General features: G+C 49.4%; 17 protein-coding genes. 11 read left to right on the top strand and 6 right to left on the bottom strand.

Annotated features, from left to right (window positions below; all coding sequences use genetic code 11):
* Positions 1 to 16 precede the first annotated feature (16 nt).
* Positions 17 to 718 carry a precorrin-2 C(20)-methyltransferase gene (cobI, locus tag GJ688_RS09460; RefSeq protein ID WP_155476308.1) on the top strand — a complete coding sequence of 234 codons (702 nt, stop codon included), beginning with the start codon at positions 17 to 19 and terminating at the stop codon, positions 716 to 718.
* 393 nt (positions 719 to 1,111) lie between these two features.
* Here cobI and GJ688_RS09455 read toward each other — a convergent pair whose 3' ends face one another.
* A complete protein-coding gene (locus GJ688_RS09455; RefSeq protein WP_155476307.1) occupies positions 1,112 to 1,318 on the bottom strand; it encodes a TOBE domain-containing protein in 207 nt (68 codons plus the stop codon).
* A gap of 142 nt (positions 1,319 to 1,460) precedes the next feature.
* Here GJ688_RS09455 and GJ688_RS09450 point away from each other — a divergent pair, with 142 nt between their 5' ends.
* Positions 1,461 to 2,087, top strand: coding sequence for a tetratricopeptide repeat protein (locus GJ688_RS09450; protein WP_170291837.1), 627 nt, complete (start codon positions 1,461 to 1,463; stop codon positions 2,085 to 2,087).
* Here GJ688_RS09450 and GJ688_RS09445 read toward each other — a convergent pair whose 3' ends face one another.
* On the bottom strand, positions 2,088 to 3,083 hold the full coding sequence (locus tag GJ688_RS09445) for a substrate-binding domain-containing protein (protein WP_155476305.1): 996 nt from the start codon (positions 3,081 to 3,083) through the stop codon (positions 2,088 to 2,090).
* Between the two features lie 120 nt (positions 3,084 to 3,203).
* On the opposite strand from GJ688_RS09445, the gene modD reads away from it, so the two are divergent.
* Positions 3,204 to 4,049: a ModD protein gene (gene modD, locus GJ688_RS09440; RefSeq protein ID WP_155476376.1), complete on the top strand. Its 846-nt coding sequence runs from the start codon at positions 3,204 to 3,206 to the stop codon at positions 4,047 to 4,049.
* Between the two features lie 102 nt (positions 4,050 to 4,151).
* Here modD and GJ688_RS20290 read toward each other — a convergent pair whose 3' ends face one another.
* From GJ688_RS20290 to modA (GJ688_RS09430), 3 genes are read right to left on the bottom strand one after another with little or no spacing between them, the layout of a single operon-like run.
* A complete protein-coding gene (locus tag GJ688_RS20290; protein WP_170291836.1) occupies positions 4,152 to 5,240 on the bottom strand; it encodes a sulfate/molybdate ABC transporter ATP-binding protein in 1,089 nt (362 codons plus the stop codon).
* A complete protein-coding gene (gene modB, locus GJ688_RS20285; protein ID WP_407928948.1) occupies positions 5,186 to 5,935 on the bottom strand; it encodes a molybdate ABC transporter permease subunit in 750 nt (249 codons plus the stop codon). The genes GJ688_RS20290 and modB overlap by 55 nt, the downstream gene beginning before the upstream one ends.
* 37 nt (positions 5,936 to 5,972) lie before the next feature.
* Positions 5,973 to 6,776, bottom strand: a complete 804-nt coding sequence (gene modA, locus GJ688_RS09430; RefSeq protein ID WP_155476304.1) for a molybdate ABC transporter substrate-binding protein — start codon at positions 6,774 to 6,776, stop codon at positions 5,973 to 5,975.
* Positions 6,777 to 7,291: 515 nt separating this feature from the next.
* Here modA (GJ688_RS09430) and modA (GJ688_RS09425) point away from each other — a divergent pair.
* From modA (GJ688_RS09425) to GJ688_RS09415, 3 genes are read left to right on the top strand one after another with little or no spacing between them, the layout of a single operon-like run.
* Positions 7,292 to 8,116, top strand: a complete 825-nt coding sequence (modA, locus tag GJ688_RS09425) for a molybdate ABC transporter substrate-binding protein (RefSeq protein ID WP_235910889.1) — start codon at positions 7,292 to 7,294, stop codon at positions 8,114 to 8,116.
* Positions 8,117 to 8,166: 50 nt separating this feature from the next.
* Positions 8,167 to 8,904, top strand: a complete 738-nt coding sequence (locus GJ688_RS09420; protein WP_235910888.1) for an ABC transporter permease — start codon at positions 8,167 to 8,169, stop codon at positions 8,902 to 8,904.
* Positions 8,901 to 10,025 (top strand): ABC transporter ATP-binding protein, encoded by a 1,125-nt coding sequence (locus tag GJ688_RS09415; protein ID WP_155476302.1) that lies wholly within the window; start codon positions 8,901 to 8,903, stop codon positions 10,023 to 10,025. Before GJ688_RS09420 ends, GJ688_RS09415 begins: the two co-directional genes overlap by 4 nt.
* Before the next feature lie 53 nt (positions 10,026 to 10,078).
* Here GJ688_RS09415 and GJ688_RS09410 read toward each other — a convergent pair whose 3' ends face one another.
* Positions 10,079 to 12,775 (bottom strand): ATP-binding protein, encoded by a 2,697-nt coding sequence (locus GJ688_RS09410; RefSeq protein WP_155476301.1) that lies wholly within the window; start codon positions 12,773 to 12,775, stop codon positions 10,079 to 10,081.
* A gap of 241 nt (positions 12,776 to 13,016) precedes the next feature.
* Here GJ688_RS09410 and GJ688_RS09405 point away from each other — a divergent pair, with 241 nt between their 5' ends.
* The 5 genes from GJ688_RS09405 to GJ688_RS09385 all read left to right on the top strand — a co-directional run bounded on the left by GJ688_RS09405 (position 13,017) and on the right by GJ688_RS09385 (position 18,425).
* Positions 13,017 to 14,276, top strand: coding sequence for a threonine/serine exporter family protein (locus GJ688_RS09405; protein ID WP_170291835.1), 1,260 nt, complete (start codon positions 13,017 to 13,019; stop codon positions 14,274 to 14,276).
* A gap of 38 nt (positions 14,277 to 14,314) precedes the next feature.
* On the top strand, positions 14,315 to 15,052 hold the full coding sequence (locus GJ688_RS09400; RefSeq protein ID WP_328597347.1) for an HAD family hydrolase: 738 nt from the start codon (positions 14,315 to 14,317) through the stop codon (positions 15,050 to 15,052).
* A gap of 95 nt (positions 15,053 to 15,147) precedes the next feature.
* Positions 15,148 to 16,389 (top strand): threonine synthase, encoded by a 1,242-nt coding sequence (gene thrC / locus GJ688_RS09395; protein ID WP_155476373.1) that lies wholly within the window; start codon positions 15,148 to 15,150, stop codon positions 16,387 to 16,389.
* A gap of 73 nt (positions 16,390 to 16,462) precedes the next feature.
* Complete coding sequence (locus GJ688_RS09390; protein ID WP_155476299.1) at positions 16,463 to 17,821, top strand: PLP-dependent cysteine synthase family protein; 1,359 nt, start codon at positions 16,463 to 16,465, stop codon at positions 17,819 to 17,821.
* A 199-nt stretch (positions 17,822 to 18,020) separates the two neighbouring features.
* The gene (locus GJ688_RS09385; RefSeq protein ID WP_155476298.1) at positions 18,021 to 18,425 is read left to right on the top strand and encodes a VOC family protein; all 405 of its coding nucleotides are present in this window, start codon (positions 18,021 to 18,023) and stop codon (positions 18,423 to 18,425) included.
* Positions 18,426 to 18,670 lie beyond the last annotated feature (245 nt).

Raw genomic sequence — 18,670 nt, 5'->3', positions numbered from 1 at the left:
AAGGAGCAACTCAATCATGATAGGTAAGCTATATGGAATTGGCGTTGGCCCTGGCGATCCGGAGTTACTGACGGTAAAAGCCGCATTGGCCTTAGGCAGGGCCGATGTCATCATCGCCCCTTATTCCAAGAAAAAAGGAACCCGGTGCTCTGCTCTGGGGATCGTTAGAGAATTCATCCGAAAAGATGCGGAAATATGTGATTTGCCGATCCCAAGAGCACAAGACGAAGAAAAACTGGCGGAAGCTTGTACTCAGATTGCCAATCTGTTAGAAGAAGGAAAGAATGTCGCTTTTATCGCCCGAGGCGATTCGATGCTGTACAGCAAATATGTTCCCATCTTTGAACGGTTATCAAAGCAGAAGTATGAAATCGTCAACATACCAGGAATTATCTCCTTTTCTGCCATCAGCAGTGCTGCCGGATTTCCCATCGCGGATGGCGACGAGGCAGTGACGATTATTCCTGTGAACGATAACTGCGACAATATTGAACCATCACTGGCCTCAGCAGATACGATCATCTTGCTGAAAGTACATAAGAATCTTGATCGAATCATTGACCTTTTGGCGGCCTACGGTTTCAAAGAACAGGCCGTGCTGGTGGGGCGCTGCGGACTACCTGGGGAAATCATCGAAAAGGACCTGGAGAAGATGAGAGGCAAGACGCTGACCTACCTGTCGACGATCATCGCCAGAAGGCAGCCAAGTTCGGATTAACTTAAATCACTATAAAGTGAACCGATTAAAAAAACCGCTCTGGGACTAAAGACGTTAGTCTCAGAGCGGTTTTTTCGTGATTAACTGCCATGCTTATTATTCCATGAACAACAGGTAATGAACGTTTTATTTGAGAGAACGTCTTGACTTGTTTTATGTTATGTTTTATCATTTTGGTAATGGAAGTTAAATAGCGTTGAGTTATGTTAAATTGCATTTTATTATCTTTCGTTTTACTTACATCATCATTAACGATAACCCCAGAATCTCAGTGACGAGATTGTTCCGCGTGAACAGTAGGTCACTGAGATTTTTTTTAGAAGGAGGCGGTTGAGTGGGTGATTGTTCGAAATGAAAAAGCCCCGCCGTTGAAAACGAGGCTTTTCTGGGGGGTTATGCCATGAGCATAACCGATGTGGACTTAATCACGGCAACAGCTTCTGAACCGACAGTAAGGGCGAGGTCATCGACAGCGTCTTTGGAAACCATAGATGTAATGGTTTGACCACCGGCGATTTCGATGACGACTTCGGCCATCACTTGACCGATTTTGATTTCCTTGACTGTTCCTTTTAATTGATTTCTAGCAGTAAGTTTCATACAACAACCCCCCTTTCATCTCACCTAAGTATTATTTTGCCTCTATCTTCTAATTTCCTCTATTGGTCATAAATATATTGAAACTTTTTTTACAAGAAACAAGTAGAGGATATTTTATATTAAAATGGAAGGGGAGAAATATATGCGTTTGCAAAGAGTTTGTCCTACTGAAGAATTGGCTTCTTCCATTGATTATCCGAATGATTTAAAGAGCGAACTGGATGAAAGAGAGGACTTGTTTTTTTTAGGCCTTTGTTTTTTAGAGGGAATCGGAGTGGGCAAGGAAGCTGTCCTGGCGGCTGAACTATTTAAAAAGGCCGCGGAACGAGAACATTCCGGCGGCCAGTACGAACTAGGTGTCTGTTATTGTATGGGAAGGGGTATCGCCCAGGATGGGGAAGAGGCGTTGAGATGGTTTGTGCGTTCTGCAGACCAAGGATATGCCAAGGCACAACACAACCTGGGTGTACGTTATAGCATCGGCAAAGGGGTACCGCAAAATGCTGCCCAGGCAGCCCAGTGGTTTTTGAAGGCAGCCAAGCAAGGGCATGCCCTTTCCCAGTTCAAGCTGGCAGTGATGTATGCGCTAGGCTGGGGCGTTTCTAATGATCAAGAACAGGCCTCCGTTTGGTATCATTGCTCCGGGGAATTCGGTGCTCGCGAAGCCGCTGTTTCTATTGATTCTATTCTGCAGGAAACGAACGATAGGGCCGTATGGTTTCAAGAGGCCCTCAAAAATGGATACACAGGAAGGGAATTCGTTCGCTAGTTACAGTTCTTCGACGATTTCTCCCATCTGTTCGATGCTGTAACCGCCCATGGTGGACAGGCGATCCCGAAAGTCTTTCGAACGGAGCACATCCATGAGCGCTCGGAATCGAACATCGTTGGCGTCGTTTTTCCGAATGATTAAATCGTAATGCTCCCTTTGCAAGGGGATGAAATCAAGGTTCTGGAACAGGGTGGTCACTTTTTCGATGCCTAAACCGACGTCGGCTCGTCCGGCCGATACGGCACCGGCGACGGCCATATGGGAGAGTTCCTCCTGTTCATATCCTTGAATCATACGGCTGTCGATATTTAAACGGCGGAGCTGCTCATCGAGAAGAACGCGAGCTCCGCATCCTCGCTCCCGGTTTACCATGGTGATGCCGGCACGGGCAAGATCGTTCCAACCTTGAATCCCTTTGGGATTTCCCGATGGGACGTAGAAACCGGCCATTCGCGAAACGAAACGGATAACGATCGTGCGGACGCCCGGTACGAGGCGTCGAACATAAGGGACATTGTATATACCGGTATCACCGTCCCAGAGATGGGCTGTAGCTAGGTGAACACGGCCGCGATAGAGCGCAAGCAGTCCATCCATACTTCCCGCATGATACCGCAGTGACTGAACGCCCGGCGAGTAGAGTTCCAGGTATCGACTTAACAAATCGAGAACCACATCTTGCCCGCAGATGATGAAGTTCTGAGCGTTATTGTTTGAGTCGCCGTAGCAGTGGGCGCCCCGGATCTCCTGTTCCGGTTGTGCCATAGGATAAGTGGCAGTCGGAAGAGGGCGGAGGGGATTCTCTACTTCCGCTGCGCTGCCCTGTTTGCCACGATTTTTATAGTCATTCACGTCTTTCAGATCGACACGAAGTTTTCGACCTACGCGGTAAGCAGGCAAATCGCCCCGTTTTATCATTTCATAAACGGTATTTTTACGTATTTTCAGTATTTCAGCGACTTCTTCAGGCGTTAACGATGCATTTTCGGTCATATCAATTCTCCCTTTGCATCTTACTAAGAAGAAAAACGGGACATTCCTGTTTGATTCCATTATAAATGAAGACGGAGTCCATGAGTAACTACCGTCAAATTAATTTTCGAGGTGAAAATCATGATGTATATTGCTGAAGAGACGATTGAGAAGTTAATTCGAGAAGATGTCCCCTATATAGACCTGACCTCATTGGTCGTTGGAATCGACCATCAAGAGGGAGTGATGAGGTACTCAACTCGAGAAGAAGCTGTTCTTTGCGGAACCGAAGAGGCGCAGAGAATTCTTCTCAAATTGGGATGTCAAGTACGGTCCTTCGTCGCTTCCGGAGCCATCGTCCAACCGGGGGACACGGTCCTAGAAGCGATGGGGCCTGCCGGGCGGTTGCACATGGCCTGGAAAGTGACGGCCAATCTCCTGGAATACTGCTCGGGTGTAGCGACGAGAACAAAGAGGTTGATCGACTTGGCTCGGATGGTAAACCCCCATATCCAAGTCGTCACGACGCGAAAAAGTGTTCCCGGTTCTAAAGACATCTCGGTGAAAGGGATGATCGCTGGCGGCGGACTCCCTCACCGGTTGGGATTATCAGAAACGATCCTCGTCTTCAGACAGCATTTGAACTTCATCGGCGGGATAGAGGGTCTGTTGATGAAATTAGATGACATGAAAAGACGATGTTGCGAAAAGAAGATCCTCGTCGAAGTGGAAAGCCTTGATGAGGCCCTCCGTCTGAGTGCAGCCGGCGTCGACGGAATCCAGTTCGATAAGTTTTCACTAGAAAAGCTGCAACAGGCCGTCGATGAGATTCGAAAGATCAATCCACAGGTAACGCTTATCGGCACCGGCGGCATTAATGAAAAGAATGTAGCCCAGTATGCGAGTACCGGGATTGATGTGATCAACACGTCATCGGTTTTCTTCGGAAAGCCCATAGATATGGCTGTCACTATCGATGAGCGATAAGAAAAAAACGAAAATAGAATAGCTTTCATGATCGCTATCATGAATAAGCCCCGCCGGATCGGCGGGGTTTTTGGTATCCGAAAGTCATTCGCCTTATTTTATTTACCGTTCCTCATCCATGAAAAATAGGTCCTTGGTGTCGATTTCAAGCTGTAAAGGTTGAACTTCTTTTTGTAAAAACTCCCACTCTTTCTTCGAAAGTTCCACTTGAAGAGTCGAGGAAGAAGCAGAAGCGGTAGGACCTTTTACCGTCACCCGGATCGTTACGCGATGGGGAGACTCAATGGTTTGAACGATACGGCAGGGAAAGGTGTTCTGACGATGATCCTTCGCAGGCTCTGTGACTAAGCGAAGATGGTTAGCTCGAATGCCTGCGTGTTTCCAGTTGGGAGAGACGGGATGGTCTAATGTCAATAGACACCCCCAATCCAGGGCTTCTACCTGATGAGTTCCGGCGATGCGGACGGATGATGTGTTTTTACACCCTGTCAACTGAGCGACGGTGACGGTGGGCGGGCGGGAAAAGATCCGTTTCTTTTCATCCAAGGCGATCTGTTTTCCTCTGGAAAGGACGAGGAGATGATCGCAGACTCGATAGGCTTCTTCTAAATTGTGAGTCACAAAGAGCGTAACGCCGGAATATTGCCTGAGCGTATCGATCAGCATCGTTTCCATTTGCGTGCGCAAGTGATGATCGAGCGCAGAAAATGGTTCATCGAGCAAAAGCACTTCCGGTTCAGTCGACAAGGCCCGGGCAAAGGCGACTCGCTGCAGTTGGCCGCCTGAGAGCTGATGAGGGAACCGGTTTTCGAGATCATGAAGTTGAAACTGATCGATTCTTCTCGCAACCCTCTGTATTTGCTCTTCTTGAGAGAGTCCCAACAGGCGCAGACCGAACAAGATATTTTCAGCTACTGTCATGTGGGGGAAAACTGCGTAATCCTGAAAGAGGTATCCTATTTTTCGTTCCCGGCTCGGCAGGTTAATCCCTTGATCAGAATCAAAGAGGATCCTTCCATTTAGGCTGATTCGACCTCGGTCCGGAGTCACCAGGCCGGCGATACAGCGGAGGATCATCGACTTCCCGGCGCCGGAACCACCAAGCAGGCCGAGTGGATCTCGGCCTGCTGTAAAGTTTACTTGGAGATGGAAGCCGGGAAATCGCTTTTCGATGTGGACCTGTAGTTCCACTGAAATTGCCTCCTTATGCGAAACCGGGTAACCAAGGTGGATTGAAACTGGTTCCAATGGTTGAGAGTGACGATGAATCCCAGAGACAAGGTGACGATGATCAAAACCCAGAGGAGCGCTTTTCCCATCTCCCCGCCTTCGGCGGCAAAGAAAATCGCTACCGGGATCGTTTGGGTAACCCCGGGAATGTTTCCAGCCAGCATCAGCGTGGCCCCGAATTCACCTAGCGCTCTGGCGAAAGAGAGAATCGTTCCGGCCACGATGCCCGGCCAAGCCAAGGGGACCGTGATCTGCCAGAAGACAGTCCATTCATCGGCACCAAGAGTTCGAGCCGCATGGAGGTAATTCGGATTTACCTGCTCAAAGGCGCCGCGAGCGGTTTTATACATCAGGGGGAACGATACGGTGGTGGCGGCGATGACCGTCGCCGCCCAAGAGAAAATGATGGAGTAGTCGAAAGCTTGTAAAAGCTGACCGAACGGACCGTTTTTCCCGAACAACATCAACAAGAAAAATCCGATGACCGTCGGGGGAAGGACTAGAGGGAGGGTCAGGATGCCATCGATGATGCCTTTGCCAGGGCCTTGGTACTTGATCATCCCATAAGCAGCAGCAATGCCTACAAAGAAGGTGATCAATGTGGAGATAGAAGCCGTCTTTAAGGAGATCCAAATCGGCATGGGATCCATGGTCATTCTGCCATCCCTCCTCGTAGTAGAACTGGTTGTCCTGTTATTTTGTGTGAACGGTAAAGCCGTATTTTTCAAACACCGCTTTAGCTTGCTCTCCTTGCAAGAACAGGGCGAAATCATTCGCCGCAGCCTGGTTCTTGCTGGCCTTTACCACAGCTAGGGGGTAGAGAATGGGAGAGTGGGAACCTTGAGGCGCTTTGGCTACGGTTTTCACTTTATCTGATGTTTTGGCATCGGTTTCATAAACGATACCGGCTTCCGTATTGCCTGACTCCACATATGTGAGGACTTGACGAACATCTTTGGCGAATACACTCTTCGACTTTACCGCTTCAGCTATGTTGAGTTTCGTCAATACTTCTTGAGCGTACTGACCGGCAGGGACGCTCTGCGGTTCGCCGAGAGCCAGTTTTTTCACCTTTGTTCCAGCTAAGTCGGTAAAATCGCTGATCGAAGAATCTTTAGGAGCCACGAGGACGACTTCATTTTCTAAGAGGTCTACTCGGGAAGAGGGGTCGATCAGGTCTTTCGTTTGCAGCTCATTCATCTGCTTGGAAGCGGCAGAAATAAATAGGTCAACAGGGGCGCCTTCTTCGATTTGCCGCTGTAAGGAACCAGAGGCACCAAAGTTATATGTAATGGTAACGTTCGGTTTTGCTTGTGTATACATCCCCTGTAATTCTGTCATGGCATCCTTTAAGCTGGCGGCGGCAGAGAGGGTTAGAGAGACCGGTTGGTTGGCAGTGGTTTTCGAAGTGCTTTGCTGGCTGCCGTTGCATCCCGTGAGAAAGAGGGCTAGACCGAGCAAAAAGGTGATCCCCCAGAGTATGCTTCCTCTTTTCATCTTGAAAACCTCCTCAAAATAACCGTAGATTTATTAGATTTTATATGAAAATAAAACATCCCAACGGGATCTGTCCTTTTGCTGCGCAAAGGTACATCTCCACATTGAGATGTCGTCTAACGAAACGAGATATAACGTTATCTTAAGTGTATAAATGAACTCTTATGATGTCAAGAGGGGAGTGGGGCTTAATTTATTTAATGATTGACTTTATCGTTTTGTTTATTTATGATGACTCTAGTTGCTGTTGTAAAGTGTCGTCATGAATTGTCTTGTTGCGAATGGTTCTGTTCTTGGAATCCTGTTCACGGAAGCTTAATTGAGTTGGTTCATTACTACGCAAGGCTCAATGGTGAGTGCGAAACTCTTCGAGAGTTTACTCCATTGAGCCCTTTTTGTATTTTCTTGTTTTTTCGACGAAAAGAATCTTAGTGGACGAGACGTTGCCTGTGGATGGTGACTCTTTCCGCTGAGTTTACCATAATGAAATTTTCAACATCCAAGGAGGAACTTAGATGAGTAGATGGTTTCGAATGATGCTGATGAGTGCGATAGCCATCGTACTGCTCGCTGGATGTGCCCCCTCTGTGCCGACTTCGGGAACTACGACTAGCCCTTCTGCACAACCATCAACGGTAAAAAGTAATTCTGTGCTATTTGCCTACGTTGGAACTGGCATCAAAGAACCTGTTACTGAGCTTGCACAGATGTATGAAGCTAAGACAGGAACGAAAGTGGAAATGACCTTCAATAGTTCTGGGGCGTTACTGAGTCAAGTGGAGACGGCTAAGAAAGGCGACATCTACCTTCCGGGCGGAATGCCCTATGTGGAAAAAGCGAAAAACGCTGGACATGTGAGCGAAACAGTGGGTCCCATTGCCTACCATGTCCCTGTGATCATGACACCGAAAGGGAATCCAGCCCAGATTAAGAGTCTAAAGGATCTGACCCGTTCGAATGTCAAACTGATCTTACCAGATACGGAAGCGACGGCCATCGGCAAATCAGCGCTCCATATTTTCGAAAAAGCCGAGATATCGAAAGATGTTTTGAAGAATGTACAAGCTTATGTGGAGACAGCGCCGAAGGTGCTTACCACGTTGCAGTTAGGTCAAGGCAACGCTGCGATTGGGGAGTACAGCGCCGCAGTGAAGGCTAAAGATATGGTAGACTTGATCGAAATTGATCCGCAATTTAACGAAGTGGAGCAAATTCCTTGTGCCGTGCTTACATACTCCAACCAGCAAACAGAAGCTACGAACTTTTTGGATTTTATGGCGAAGGAAGGTCCAAAGGTATTTGAAAAATACGGGTTCAAAACTCGCCTGGATACACCATGAGGAGAAAAAGGGATCTTTTTTCGACGGTATTCTGGATGATTACTGCCGTTATGGTTAGTTTTCTGCTCGTCCTTTTCTCGGGCCTGCTCTTTTACGGTGATGCCCAAACCATGGTTTCGATTCTAAAACACCCTGAATTTCGATTTGCCCTTGCCTTAACCTTGCAAACGTCGATAGTGGCTACACTCATGGCTACAGTTGTTGCCGTCCCCTGCGGGTATCTGTTGGCGAGAAGAAATTTTCCGGGCAAACTTCTTGTGGACAGCCTGCTTGAACTGCCCATCGTGCTTCCTCCATTGGTTTCCGGCGTCGCCTTGCTGATCTTTTTCGGGCCACTCTTCGGTCCAAATTTTCGGGAGGCCGGTATAGAGGTTGTCTTTACGCATGTCGGGGTCGTCGTGGCACAGTGGTTTGTCGCTGTGCCCTTTGCGATCCGTTCCTTTCGCCACGCTTTTGAGTCTGTAGATCCTCGGCTGGAAAAAGTAGCCCGTACCTTAGGCTGTACACCTTTGCAAAGCTTTTGGCGAGTCCTTCTTCCCATCGCCCGTCGAGGGATTCTCGGGGGGATGACGATGACCTGGGCGAGAACTCTCGGTGAGTTCGGTGCTACAGCCATGTTGGCGGGAGTGACTCGGTTCAAAACGGAAACGCTGCCGGTGGCGATCTATTTGAGTATGACGAATGGCGATCTCGCCTTCTCGCTATCGATCGCGGCATTGTTGCTCTTCATGGCCTTAAGCATACTCACTGCCTTTAAAATGTTGACCCAAACAGAGGTTCAGCTATGAAGCAGACTTTGTTGGAAGTGCAAGATCTGTCCTTGCGCGTTGGATCGTTTACCTTACAAGAAGTATCTGTTCAAGTTCATAAAGGGGACTACGTAGTCGTCGTCGGGCCGACGGGCTCTGGAAAGACCCTTTTGTTAGAGGCGATCGCCGGATTGATTCCCCTACAAGAGGGCCGGATCATATACGATGGCAGAGACATCACCGAGGAATCTCCCGAAAGCCGCCATTTTGGCTTTGCCTATCAAGATAGTCTTCTCTATCCTCATTTGACGGTGCGAGAAAACATTCTTTTTAGCGCAGCTGTACGAGGCCAGGCCGACTCCCCGCTGATCCGGCAGCGTTTGGCCGAATTGGCCGAAGCGATGGCCATTCAGCCGCTCTTGGAACGTCGTCCCGGCCCTTTAAGCGGTGGGGAACGGCAGCGTGTGTCACTGGCCCGGGCTTTGTTGCTCCGACCATCGCTGTTGTTATTGGATGAACCTCTCTCGGCCCTAGACCCGCAGACGCGAGCAGGCCTCCAAAAACTGCTTCGGAAGATTCACCGGGATGATGAGGTCACCCTCATTCATGTGACCCATGATTTCTCGGAAGCGATCCATTTAGGGACAAAAATGCTGCTCCTTAAAGACGGCCGAGTCCTTCAGTACGGGGCACCGAAGGAGCTTTTTTCCCAGCCGAACAGTGAATTTGCGGCACGTTTTTTGCGTGTGGACAACATTCTGTCCGGAATTGTTCAACGCAAGAGCCGTTATAGTTGGTTTTGTACAGAGAAGTCATCCCGTTTATATGGTCCGCTTCCGGAAAAGGTCCTAGAAGATTGGAAAGTGGGAATAAGGGGGGTACTGGCAGTTCGAGCCGCTCATATCCGCATGTTCCCGGAGATGAATGCTGGTGAAGTACGAGAAGGGGAGTGTTCTTGGCCTGTTATGGTGATCGGTGTAACCTTTCACGGGTCCTATGTGGAGGTTGCTTGCGAGGGTGACGACCCGTGGGTCATACATATAAGCCTGGCTGAGTGGCGCTCATTTCCGGTGGCACGAGGGGAGCGGGTTTGGTTAGCTTGTATGCTCCGTGATTTGCATGTTATCCCATGTCCCGCGGTGATTCATGATGATCGGTAGTCACGACTAAAGGCCAAGCGATTGCGGTTTCAGCAATGCGCTTGGCCTTTAGTTTAGTTCACTTCAGTAAAAGCCTTTTTGACAAGTGAGAATTGCCGCTCGATCTCCACCAGTACGTTCGTGCTATTCTCAAGTTGTTCATGCTTAGCCATCATCTCCAGATCACGGCAGAGTTTATAGAGATGCATCGCACCGACGGCGGCGCTGGCTGATTTCAATCCATGCGCGACGGAGCGAACCTGAAAAGCGTTGTTGCTTTCTATCGCATCTTGCAAGGCAGCTAACCGGGAAGGTGTATCTTGAAAATAAACTGCGTAGAGTTCCTGAATCTTATCTTCAGTGGACTCCTGTAACTCCGCATTGATGCTCATTGCCTCCGGATCGATAGAAGGTGTCAGCGATGGTTCTCTATCACCGTTTCCAAGGGAAAGCCAGTAGACGACGGTCTCTCGTAATGATTTCAGCGTCATCGGTTTTGTCAGAAAATCATCGATACCGCTTTCGCCTCGTTGTCTCCAGTCGGGTTCTTCACCGGATATGATGACGATCCGAGAACGCCAAGTTAAATCCTTCTCCCATTGACGAATCGCAGCGGCTGCTTGAAGTCCATTGAGTACAGGCATACGGTTATCCATCAAGATCAGAGCGTACCGCGATTGTTGGACCGCTTCTACAGCTTTTTGACCGTTTGTCACCTCATAGAGATTCGAAAAACCCATCGTCTCCAGTTGCATCCGAAGGACCAAGCGATTGGGCCGATGGTCATCGACGATCAGAATCGGCTTGGATAGATAGGATTTTTCCATACGCCATGGGACCATCTCCATCATTGTAGAGGGAGAAGATGAAGTGGAGGATTCAGAAGTAACGGTTGCACTGAAAATATTGCTTCTATCGTTCGCCGATTCAACTGCCCCACTCAACGCCTCTACGGTAAGGGGTCTATCGACCGATGTATCTAACTCAGACGGTAGAGGCTCTTCCGTAAGCGGTATCGTGAACCAGAAAGTTGAACCCACCTTTGGGGTACTCTGAACCCCGATGTGTCCGCCCATGAGTTCGACCAAGTGCTTGCAAATCGAGAGGCCCAAACCGGTTCCGCCGTACTGGCGGCTGATTGAACTATCGGCTTGCACAAATGGTTGAAATAACTTGTCCTGTACAACGGGGGAAATCCCAATCCCCGTATCGTGGACTTCGAAACGCAGTATCTTTCCTTCGTCGACAGACTCATCGAAGCAGATATGCAGCGAGATTGTCCCTGCTTCGGTGAATTTAACGGCATTGTTCAATAGATTCAGTAGAACTTGCTTCAACCGTAAAGGATCACCTTGCACAACCGAGGGAATATGGATATCTGTCATGCATTGAAAAGTTAATCCTCGCTCGTTGATTTTGGGGGTGATTAGCTGGGATATAGCCTGCAAAAGGTCGTTTAAATTGATTTTCGTTGTTTCTATAAGAATTTGCCCTGCTTCAATTTTGGAAAAGTCCAAGATATCATTCATAATATTCGCCATCAACTCAGCGGAATCACGTATGATGAAGGCTTGTTGTCGCTGTATGTCTGTTAAGGGAGTGGTCAATAAAAGCTCTGTCGTACCGACAATCCCCTGCATGGGAGTGCGAATCTCATGAGTAATGGTGGAGAAAAAGTCGGATTTTATCTTGTTTGCCTCTTCAGCCGCCTTGCGGGCTTGTTCAAGTCGTTGAATCATGGAGCACATGGAAGCCAGCCAAGCGACGAGTACAACAGCGACGATGATGATACCGGTACCGATTCGCACCGACTGGGTATGGAGGGTATATTGTAGATTGCGATCATTGTAGACGAGTTCGATGATGCGAGAGTTGTAGTAGTCCGGTTTTTGCTCTCTATCGAAGACGATACAAGGGATATAACGATAGGTTAAAGAACTCTGACTCTCCGGATCCCAGTGGATATATTCGACGGTTTTATTTGATCGTATCGCTTCTTTTGCCAGATCGATATAAGCGGGTTTGTTCGGTACGGGGGCTGAATCTGCGGAATAGTGAGATAGAGTACCTCGGATCTGGTTGTCCACTTGCAGAGAGTAAATTGTAGCCGCGGTGACGGAGGGATAATTCTGAACGGCATTCCGTGCCAAATGGACCAAATCGAGATCCTGCATCATATCGGTATATTTCGAAGCTTTAACACCGAGTTCGAATAAGTATTTATGATCCGGTGTGGGCATATAGCCAAACTTACGAGTTTCTTTTTTTACGATGGAGATGATAAACCGGTCGCTGGTGAATTCGTTCTTGGCGAGCCGCTCTTGCAACATTTGAATAAAACCGGACGACTGTTTCTGCTTGAAATCCAAATGTAAATCGCTCGGAACGGTCGTATGCACAACGGTAAAGTTGTTATCGATGATATAGATATCAAAATCAACGAACTGACTTTTCAGCGCTTCTAGATCCCATTGCTGCACATTGGGGTCACGGTTGTACTTCCTAATCATCGCTTCGGTATAGAGCTTCATTTTTTCTTCAATGGAAGCTTCAATGATCTGATATGCTTTATCTGCATTAGCTGTTAGAGTCATGATATTCTTTTCGATCAATTCTTGCTGGTACTTACGTTCTTCGTATAAGGTATCCTGTAACTCAACATAAAAGTAGTACGAAATAAGGCACTGTAAGGTGATAGCCAGTAAGCCGATACCGATTAACCACTTTATTTGTACCGAACTTTTTATTGCAGTCAAATTAGGTTTAAACAAAGAATCACCCTCTTGAGGTACACTGTCTGTACTTGGTACATTCTGGCATACCAATCCCTATGTCTTTCGACAAAAGGCGGGTAATTTCCTCTCAAATTCTAAAAATTACGAATTCGATCGAACTGATTAAGTTATTTATTTCTCCTGAGAACCATATTCGGAAGTATTAATTTATGCTATGGTGATAATGGTTGCATATAAATATAGAAAAAGGTCCATCAAACCGAGGTGAATGAATAAGATGACGAACCGCTCCGTCGAATTTGTAGTACAAGCTGGGCGCACGCTTCTCGAAGCCGGGGCGGAAGTGTACCGGGTGGAAGATACGGTGCAAAAGATGGGCGATGCCTTAGGTATTCGACGGCTTGAAAGTTATGTAACGCCAGCAGGGGTATTTATCAGTTATATCGATAGTGCCGGAGCACCGAGCACCTACTTTCGGAAAGCCGCGAAGCGGGGCGTCAATCTAAGCAAGATTTCTGCCATCAATAACTTATCGCGGCAAGTGGCCCAAAAAGAGGTCGATTTAGAAGAAGCCTTTTCCATCCTCGGGCAGATTGAATCGGCTGCCCCAATGTATTCGACGTTGATTAAGATCAGTTGCGGCGCCGTCAACGCAGCGGCGATTACCGTGATTAATGGCGGTAATTGGCAGGACTTTTGGATTGCCTTCATGGTTACTTATCTGGTATACCTGTTGATTGACGCCACAAGGATACTGGCAATTCCCTTTATGCGGGAATTGCTCATCGGATCTGTCGGCACGGGGTTGGTGCTGGCGACTCGTACATTGATCGATTTTGATATCAACCCCGTCATCGTCGGTGTCCTGCTGTCAGCGATCCCAGGCGCTTTTATGGTAAATTCCGTCCGTGACGCCATAGCCGGTGACCTGATATCGGGAGCTATTCGTGGATTTGAAGCGGTGGGACTGATGATGGCTCTCTTCGGCGGCGCAGGGATCACGATTGGCATTGTGGGCCTGGAATACCTGCCCGAGCCCGTGGAACCGGTGATGCCGCTCATCACTCTTGGATTTTTTGTATCGGCCTTGTTCAATATATATAATCTAGCGCCAAAACGGACGATCTTTGGGGCCGGATTGGTGGGTCTGTTGAGTTCATTCGTCCTTTACTGGACGATGCAAAGTCCCTTTCCCATCATCTTGGGTATGTTGTGGGGAGCCATGGCCGCTTCCCTGGCCAGTGAAATTCTCGCGCGCATCTACCGTGTGCCGGTGACCGTGTTCATCATCGGCGGCTTTGTTCCCTTGCTACCGGGGGTTTGGTTCTTCCGGGCTACACAATTTTTATTTACAGGCAACTATCCCTTGTTCTTTGAACCGCTCCTGATGGGCGTGACGGGGATTATGGCGGTTGGAGTCGGCGTAGCTGTGGTGACAGCGGTGGTGCGTCATTGGAAACGGAGGCACAAAGACATCTTATTCGATGGGCGATTTTTTCGCCGGATGTTCAAAGACAACGGGCAAGCAAAAATGTGATAGATGACTGTGATTTTTAACGTTAGGAGCAATGACAGGTGGACTTACCGCTACATAAAGACGTTGTAAAAAAGGATCTGAGCCGCTACGGACTGTTGCTGTTCGATCTGGATGGTACACTGACAGACCCGAAAATCGGCATTACCAAGAGTGTTCAGTATGCGCTGCGAAAGTACGGCATCGTCGAAGAGAATCTGGACAACCTGATCAAATTCATCGGACCACCGCTGATTGATTCTTTTATGGAGTTCGCCCATTTCGATGAAGCGACGGCCCGGCAGGCCGTAGAGTACTACCGGGAGTATTTCTCTGTGTATGGGCTCTATGAAAACGCCCTGTTTCCACAGATACCGGAACTGCTTGCCGGGCTGAAACAGTCCGGAAAGAAACTCCTCGTGGCCACGTCCAAGCCGACGGTCTTCGCGGAAAAGATTTTGGAACACTTCCACATCGGCGAGTATTTCTCAGCCGTCATTGGAAGCAACCTTGACGGAACGCGCTGTGCCAAAGGCGAGGTGGTCGAATACGCCTTGTCTATCGCTGGGAAGGGGAACGCTTCCTCTGTCTATACAGAAGCTGAAGGCCGTCCTTTTGGAAACGTCTTGATGATCGGCGACCGCAAGCATGATATCATCGGAGCGCAAAAAAACAACATTGACTCTGTAGCGGTCACCTACGGCTACGGATCTCTGGAGGAACTAGAAAAAGCAAAACCGACCTATATGGTTCATTCGGTCGATGAATTGATAGCTCGTTTCCTGCGAGCTAATGTGTAGACTGCAAATGTCCGATGGTAGCCGCCATGCCCTTGGCGGCTTTTCCGTTTGTATTGGCACAGATCTTGCATATCTATCAAGGCGAGGTGAGTAACATGCAATTTGTCCGTTATCTCCAATGTGTCCATTGCGGCGGAATCTATCTACCTGACGTCGTGGACTATTACTGCCCGAAATGCGGTTACCAGCATGGAATCCTGGACGTAATTTATGACTATGACGCCGTGGAAGCGCATCTGAATCCTCAAAGTCTTGCTGCCGATCCAGTCCGCACCATGTGGCGATATCTGCCCTTGTTACCGGTGGCGAATCCAGAATTGATCCCTCATCTGCAAGTCGGCTGGACTCCCTTGTATAATACGCCGAAACTGGCCGAATGGCTCGGCGTAGAGCAATGCTGGGTTAAAGATGAAGGGCGCAATCCGACGGCCTCCTTTAAGGATCGCGCCAGCGCCGTCGGTGTCGTCAAAGCGCTGGAGAAAGGTGCCACTCGGATCACTTGTGCATCGACAGGCAATGCGGCATCTTCTCTGGCTGGTTTTTCGTCCGCTGCTGGGTTGCCAGCGAGCATCTTCGTACCCCGTCGCGCACCAGAGGCGAAAGTGGCTCAACTGCTCGTCTTTGGCGCTCAAGTTTTTTCAGTCGGTGGTACTTACGATCAGGCTTGGGAGCTGTGCATGCTAGCCAGTGCTGAGTTTGGCTGGTATAATCGAAATTGCGCGATCAATCCCTATCTCATTGAAGGCAAAAAGACGGTCTCCCTGGAATTAGCCGAGCAATTCTATGAATTGACGCCTGGTAAGTTCCCCGACTGGGTTGTTGTGTCTGTCGGTGACGGCTGTACGATCGGCGGTGTTTGGAAAGGGTTAAAGGAGATGCACCGCCTTGGGTTCATCCCCCGGCTGCCGAAAGTGCTTGGGGTACAAGCGGAGGGATGCCAGCCCTTCCTGACGGCATGGCTGAACCATCAGCCCTTGCAGCCCTGTGACGCCGATACGTTGGCCGATTCCATCGCCGTCGGCCATCCCCGCAACTTCCACAAAGGGATGCAGGCGGTGGTGGAGTCCGGAGGGGCTTTTGTCGCCGTTCCGGATGAAGCCATTCTGGAAGCGATGACGACGCTGGCTCGTAAAGCGGCAGTCTTCGGCGAACCGGCTGGGGTCACCGGTGCAGCAGGAGTGAAAGCGGCCGTACAATCGGGGATCATCGACCCGGCTGAGTCGGTGGCCATTATCGTGACCGGAAACGGTCTCAAAGACATCGCCAGTGCCATCAAGGCTGCCGGTGCGCCTACCTTGATCGAGCCAGATTTGGAAGCGGTTCGTAAGGCCCTATAAATCTCTACCCGCAATAAGTTCCGTACCTCATAGGTTTATAAATAAGTTCAGAAGAGAAATGGAGGACGATCAAATGCCTCAAATCCCTTTTGGTCCGAACTATGATGAAATGCTGCATCCAGAGACGATTCCAACAGAAGTGCGGGAAAAAGCGCTGGCGGCGCTGAATCAGGATGAACTCAACCCCGTCAACCTCTTCAACATCACTTGGAAAAACAGCACGAATCAAGTAAGAAAAGTGGTGCTTCCGCCGGCCTTGACCGGTGTCGACGCCAACATCGTCGTCATGCTCGGTTGCGGTTTTCCTTCCGGGTCACACAAAGTCGGTCCGGCCTACAGCACACTGATCGAAGGACTTGTTGACGGGGAGATCGTTCCCGGTGAACATACGATTCTTGGGCCGTCGACGGGGAACTTCGGTATCGGCACAGCCTACATATCGCGGCTTCTCGGTTTCAAGGCTATCGTCATCATGCCGGACAACATGAGCAAAGAGCGCTACGAGCGGATCCGCAAGTACGGCGGCGAGCTAGAACTGACGCCGGGCTCGGAGTCCGATGTGATCCTGACGCTGGAGCGGACCCACGAGATGATGAAAAACCCGAAAAACAAGGCTTTGGCCCAGTTTGAACTGTTCCCCAACTACCGTTTCCATCGCCATGTGACCGGCAACAGCGCTATCGACGCTGTGAAAGGGGTAGGCAACGGCCGGATCGCCGGGTTTGTATCGGCACCTGGTTCTGCTGGTACGATCGCCGCCGGAGACCAGATTAAGACGGTCTTCCCCGATGCGAAAATAGCCGCCCTAGAACCGTACGAATGCTCCACGCTGGCTAACGGCGGCCGGGGGCAACACCGGATCGAAGGCATTGGTGACAAGATGATCACCTTGATCCATAACGTCCTGACGACAGATTTTGTCATTCTCATCCGGGACGAAGAGACTGTGCAAGGCCTGAAGCTTTTCCGCGACGGAGTGGACACGCTCGTCAGCCTCGGCATGGACCGCGATTTCGCCCTTGCTCTGCGAGACAGTTTCGGGCCTTCCGGGATCTGTAACGTCCTCGGTGCCATCAAAATGGCCAAGTTCCTACGCTTAGGACCGGGAGATAACGTGGTCACTGTAGCCACCGATGGATTTGATCGCTATCAGTCTGTCCTTGAGGAACTGGACCATCGTTACCTGGAGATAGAACCCTTCGTCTTGGAACGCTGGGCGAAAGATATCTTCCTGGGAGCAGACGACCGCCACATCTTCGATTTCCGCAAAGCCGCTATGAAGGAACAACTCTTCACACAAAAAGAAAAAGACTGGCTCAAATTCGGCTATTCCCAGGCTTTTCTCGATGCCATGCGGGAACCGGCATTTTGGGAAGCAGAGTACGCCAAAGTGGTCTCGTACAATGAAAAAATTGCAGCGATGCGGGGATAACCGGAGCGGACTGCCCGCATAAAATATATGATCGTAAGTACGGAAGAAGGCCTAACCTCCAGATTGGGGGTAGGCCTTCTTCTATTATTAGGTTGGACTTAGGCGGAAGTTGATTCTCTTTACTACGGCTCTAAGGCATAGGTGGAGCCAGTGCGGTTACTCTATCAAGGAGAATCAAAGTGAGGAGAGGGATTTTATCATGGCAAAGCTGTACCCTTATATTTATTCGGACGATGCGAAATACCAGGCTGAGTTCTATGCGAAGGCCTTAGACGGCGAGATCATCATGCTTAAAACGTTTGCCGAACTGCCTCAGCAAAATGCGAAGATGGAACTGATCAAAGATAAGGTGATGCACCTTCGATTGAAAGTAGCCGGGCAAATCTTTTTTATGTCTGACTCCGTCAATGAGCCGGTCCGGCGAGGAAACGGCTTGGATTTAACGTTAGAGTTTGAAAGGGAGGAAGAGGCACGAAAAGCCTTCGAGGGACTTGCCGACGGAGGGACGGTGCTCATGCCCTTTGCGAAGCAATTTTGGGGAAGTATGTCTGGTATGGTAGTAGATCCTTTCGGCATTCGCTGGCAGATCGCCACAGAACTCTAATTGTTTTGCCCGAAAAAAGTCGTGCATTCGGCTTAAACATAGTTCTAAATCCGGGTGTAATGACTCCACTCGCTAAGAGCTCCACGGCTGTTCGATCGGTTGCTTCGCGGTGCGCCAAACCTCTGGGTTTTTCTGCATGTAAACCGTGGCGCACTTATCCGCTTCGCAACTTTCGCTCTCGACGCCGTTCCGCTCAAATCGCTCGCTCCGTCATCACACCCAAGGAGTAGCCATTAAAAGCGATG

This window comes from Heliobacterium mobile (assembly GCF_009720735.1).
Lineage (GTDB): Bacteria > Bacillota > Desulfitobacteriia > Heliobacteriales > Heliobacteriaceae > Heliobacterium > Heliobacterium mobile.
Note: the sequence above shows the minus strand (reverse complement) of the source record. Positions and strands in the feature narration are given on the sequence as shown.

Excerpts from the sequence above, each read along its gene's own strand:
- modA (WP_155476304.1), bottom strand. The coding sequence starts at position 6,776 with ATGAAAAGAGGAAGCATACTCTGGGGGATCACCTTTTTGCTCGGTCTA.
- GJ688_RS09450 (WP_170291837.1), top strand. The coding sequence starts at position 1,461 with ATGCGTTTGCAAAGAGTTTGTCCTACTGAAGAATTGGCTTCTTCCATT.
- modB (WP_407928948.1), bottom strand. The coding sequence starts at position 5,935 with ATGACCATGGATCCCATGCCGATTTGGATCTCCTTAAAGACGGCTTCT.
- modA (WP_235910889.1), top strand. The coding sequence starts at position 7,292 with ATGAGTAGATGGTTTCGAATGATGCTGATGAGTGCGATAGCCATCGTA.
- GJ688_RS09405 (WP_170291835.1), top strand. The coding sequence starts at position 13,017 with ATGACGAACCGCTCCGTCGAATTTGTAGTACAAGCTGGGCGCACGCTT.
- cobI (WP_155476308.1), top strand. The coding sequence starts at position 17 with ATGATAGGTAAGCTATATGGAATTGGCGTTGGCCCTGGCGATCCGGAG.
- GJ688_RS09455 (WP_155476307.1), bottom strand. The coding sequence starts at position 1,318 with ATGAAACTTACTGCTAGAAATCAATTAAAAGGAACAGTCAAGGAAATC.
- modD (WP_155476376.1), top strand. The coding sequence starts at position 3,204 with ATGATGTATATTGCTGAAGAGACGATTGAGAAGTTAATTCGAGAAGAT.
- GJ688_RS09385 (WP_155476298.1), top strand. The coding sequence starts at position 18,021 with ATGGCAAAGCTGTACCCTTATATTTATTCGGACGATGCGAAATACCAG.
- GJ688_RS09445 (WP_155476305.1), bottom strand. The coding sequence starts at position 3,083 with ATGACCGAAAATGCATCGTTAACGCCTGAAGAAGTCGCTGAAATACTG.
- GJ688_RS09415 (WP_155476302.1), top strand. The coding sequence starts at position 8,901 with ATGAAGCAGACTTTGTTGGAAGTGCAAGATCTGTCCTTGCGCGTTGGA.
- GJ688_RS09420 (WP_235910888.1), top strand. The coding sequence starts at position 8,167 with ATGGTTAGTTTTCTGCTCGTCCTTTTCTCGGGCCTGCTCTTTTACGGT.
- thrC (WP_155476373.1), top strand. The coding sequence starts at position 15,148 with ATGCAATTTGTCCGTTATCTCCAATGTGTCCATTGCGGCGGAATCTAT.
- GJ688_RS09390 (WP_155476299.1), top strand. The coding sequence starts at position 16,463 with ATGCCTCAAATCCCTTTTGGTCCGAACTATGATGAAATGCTGCATCCA.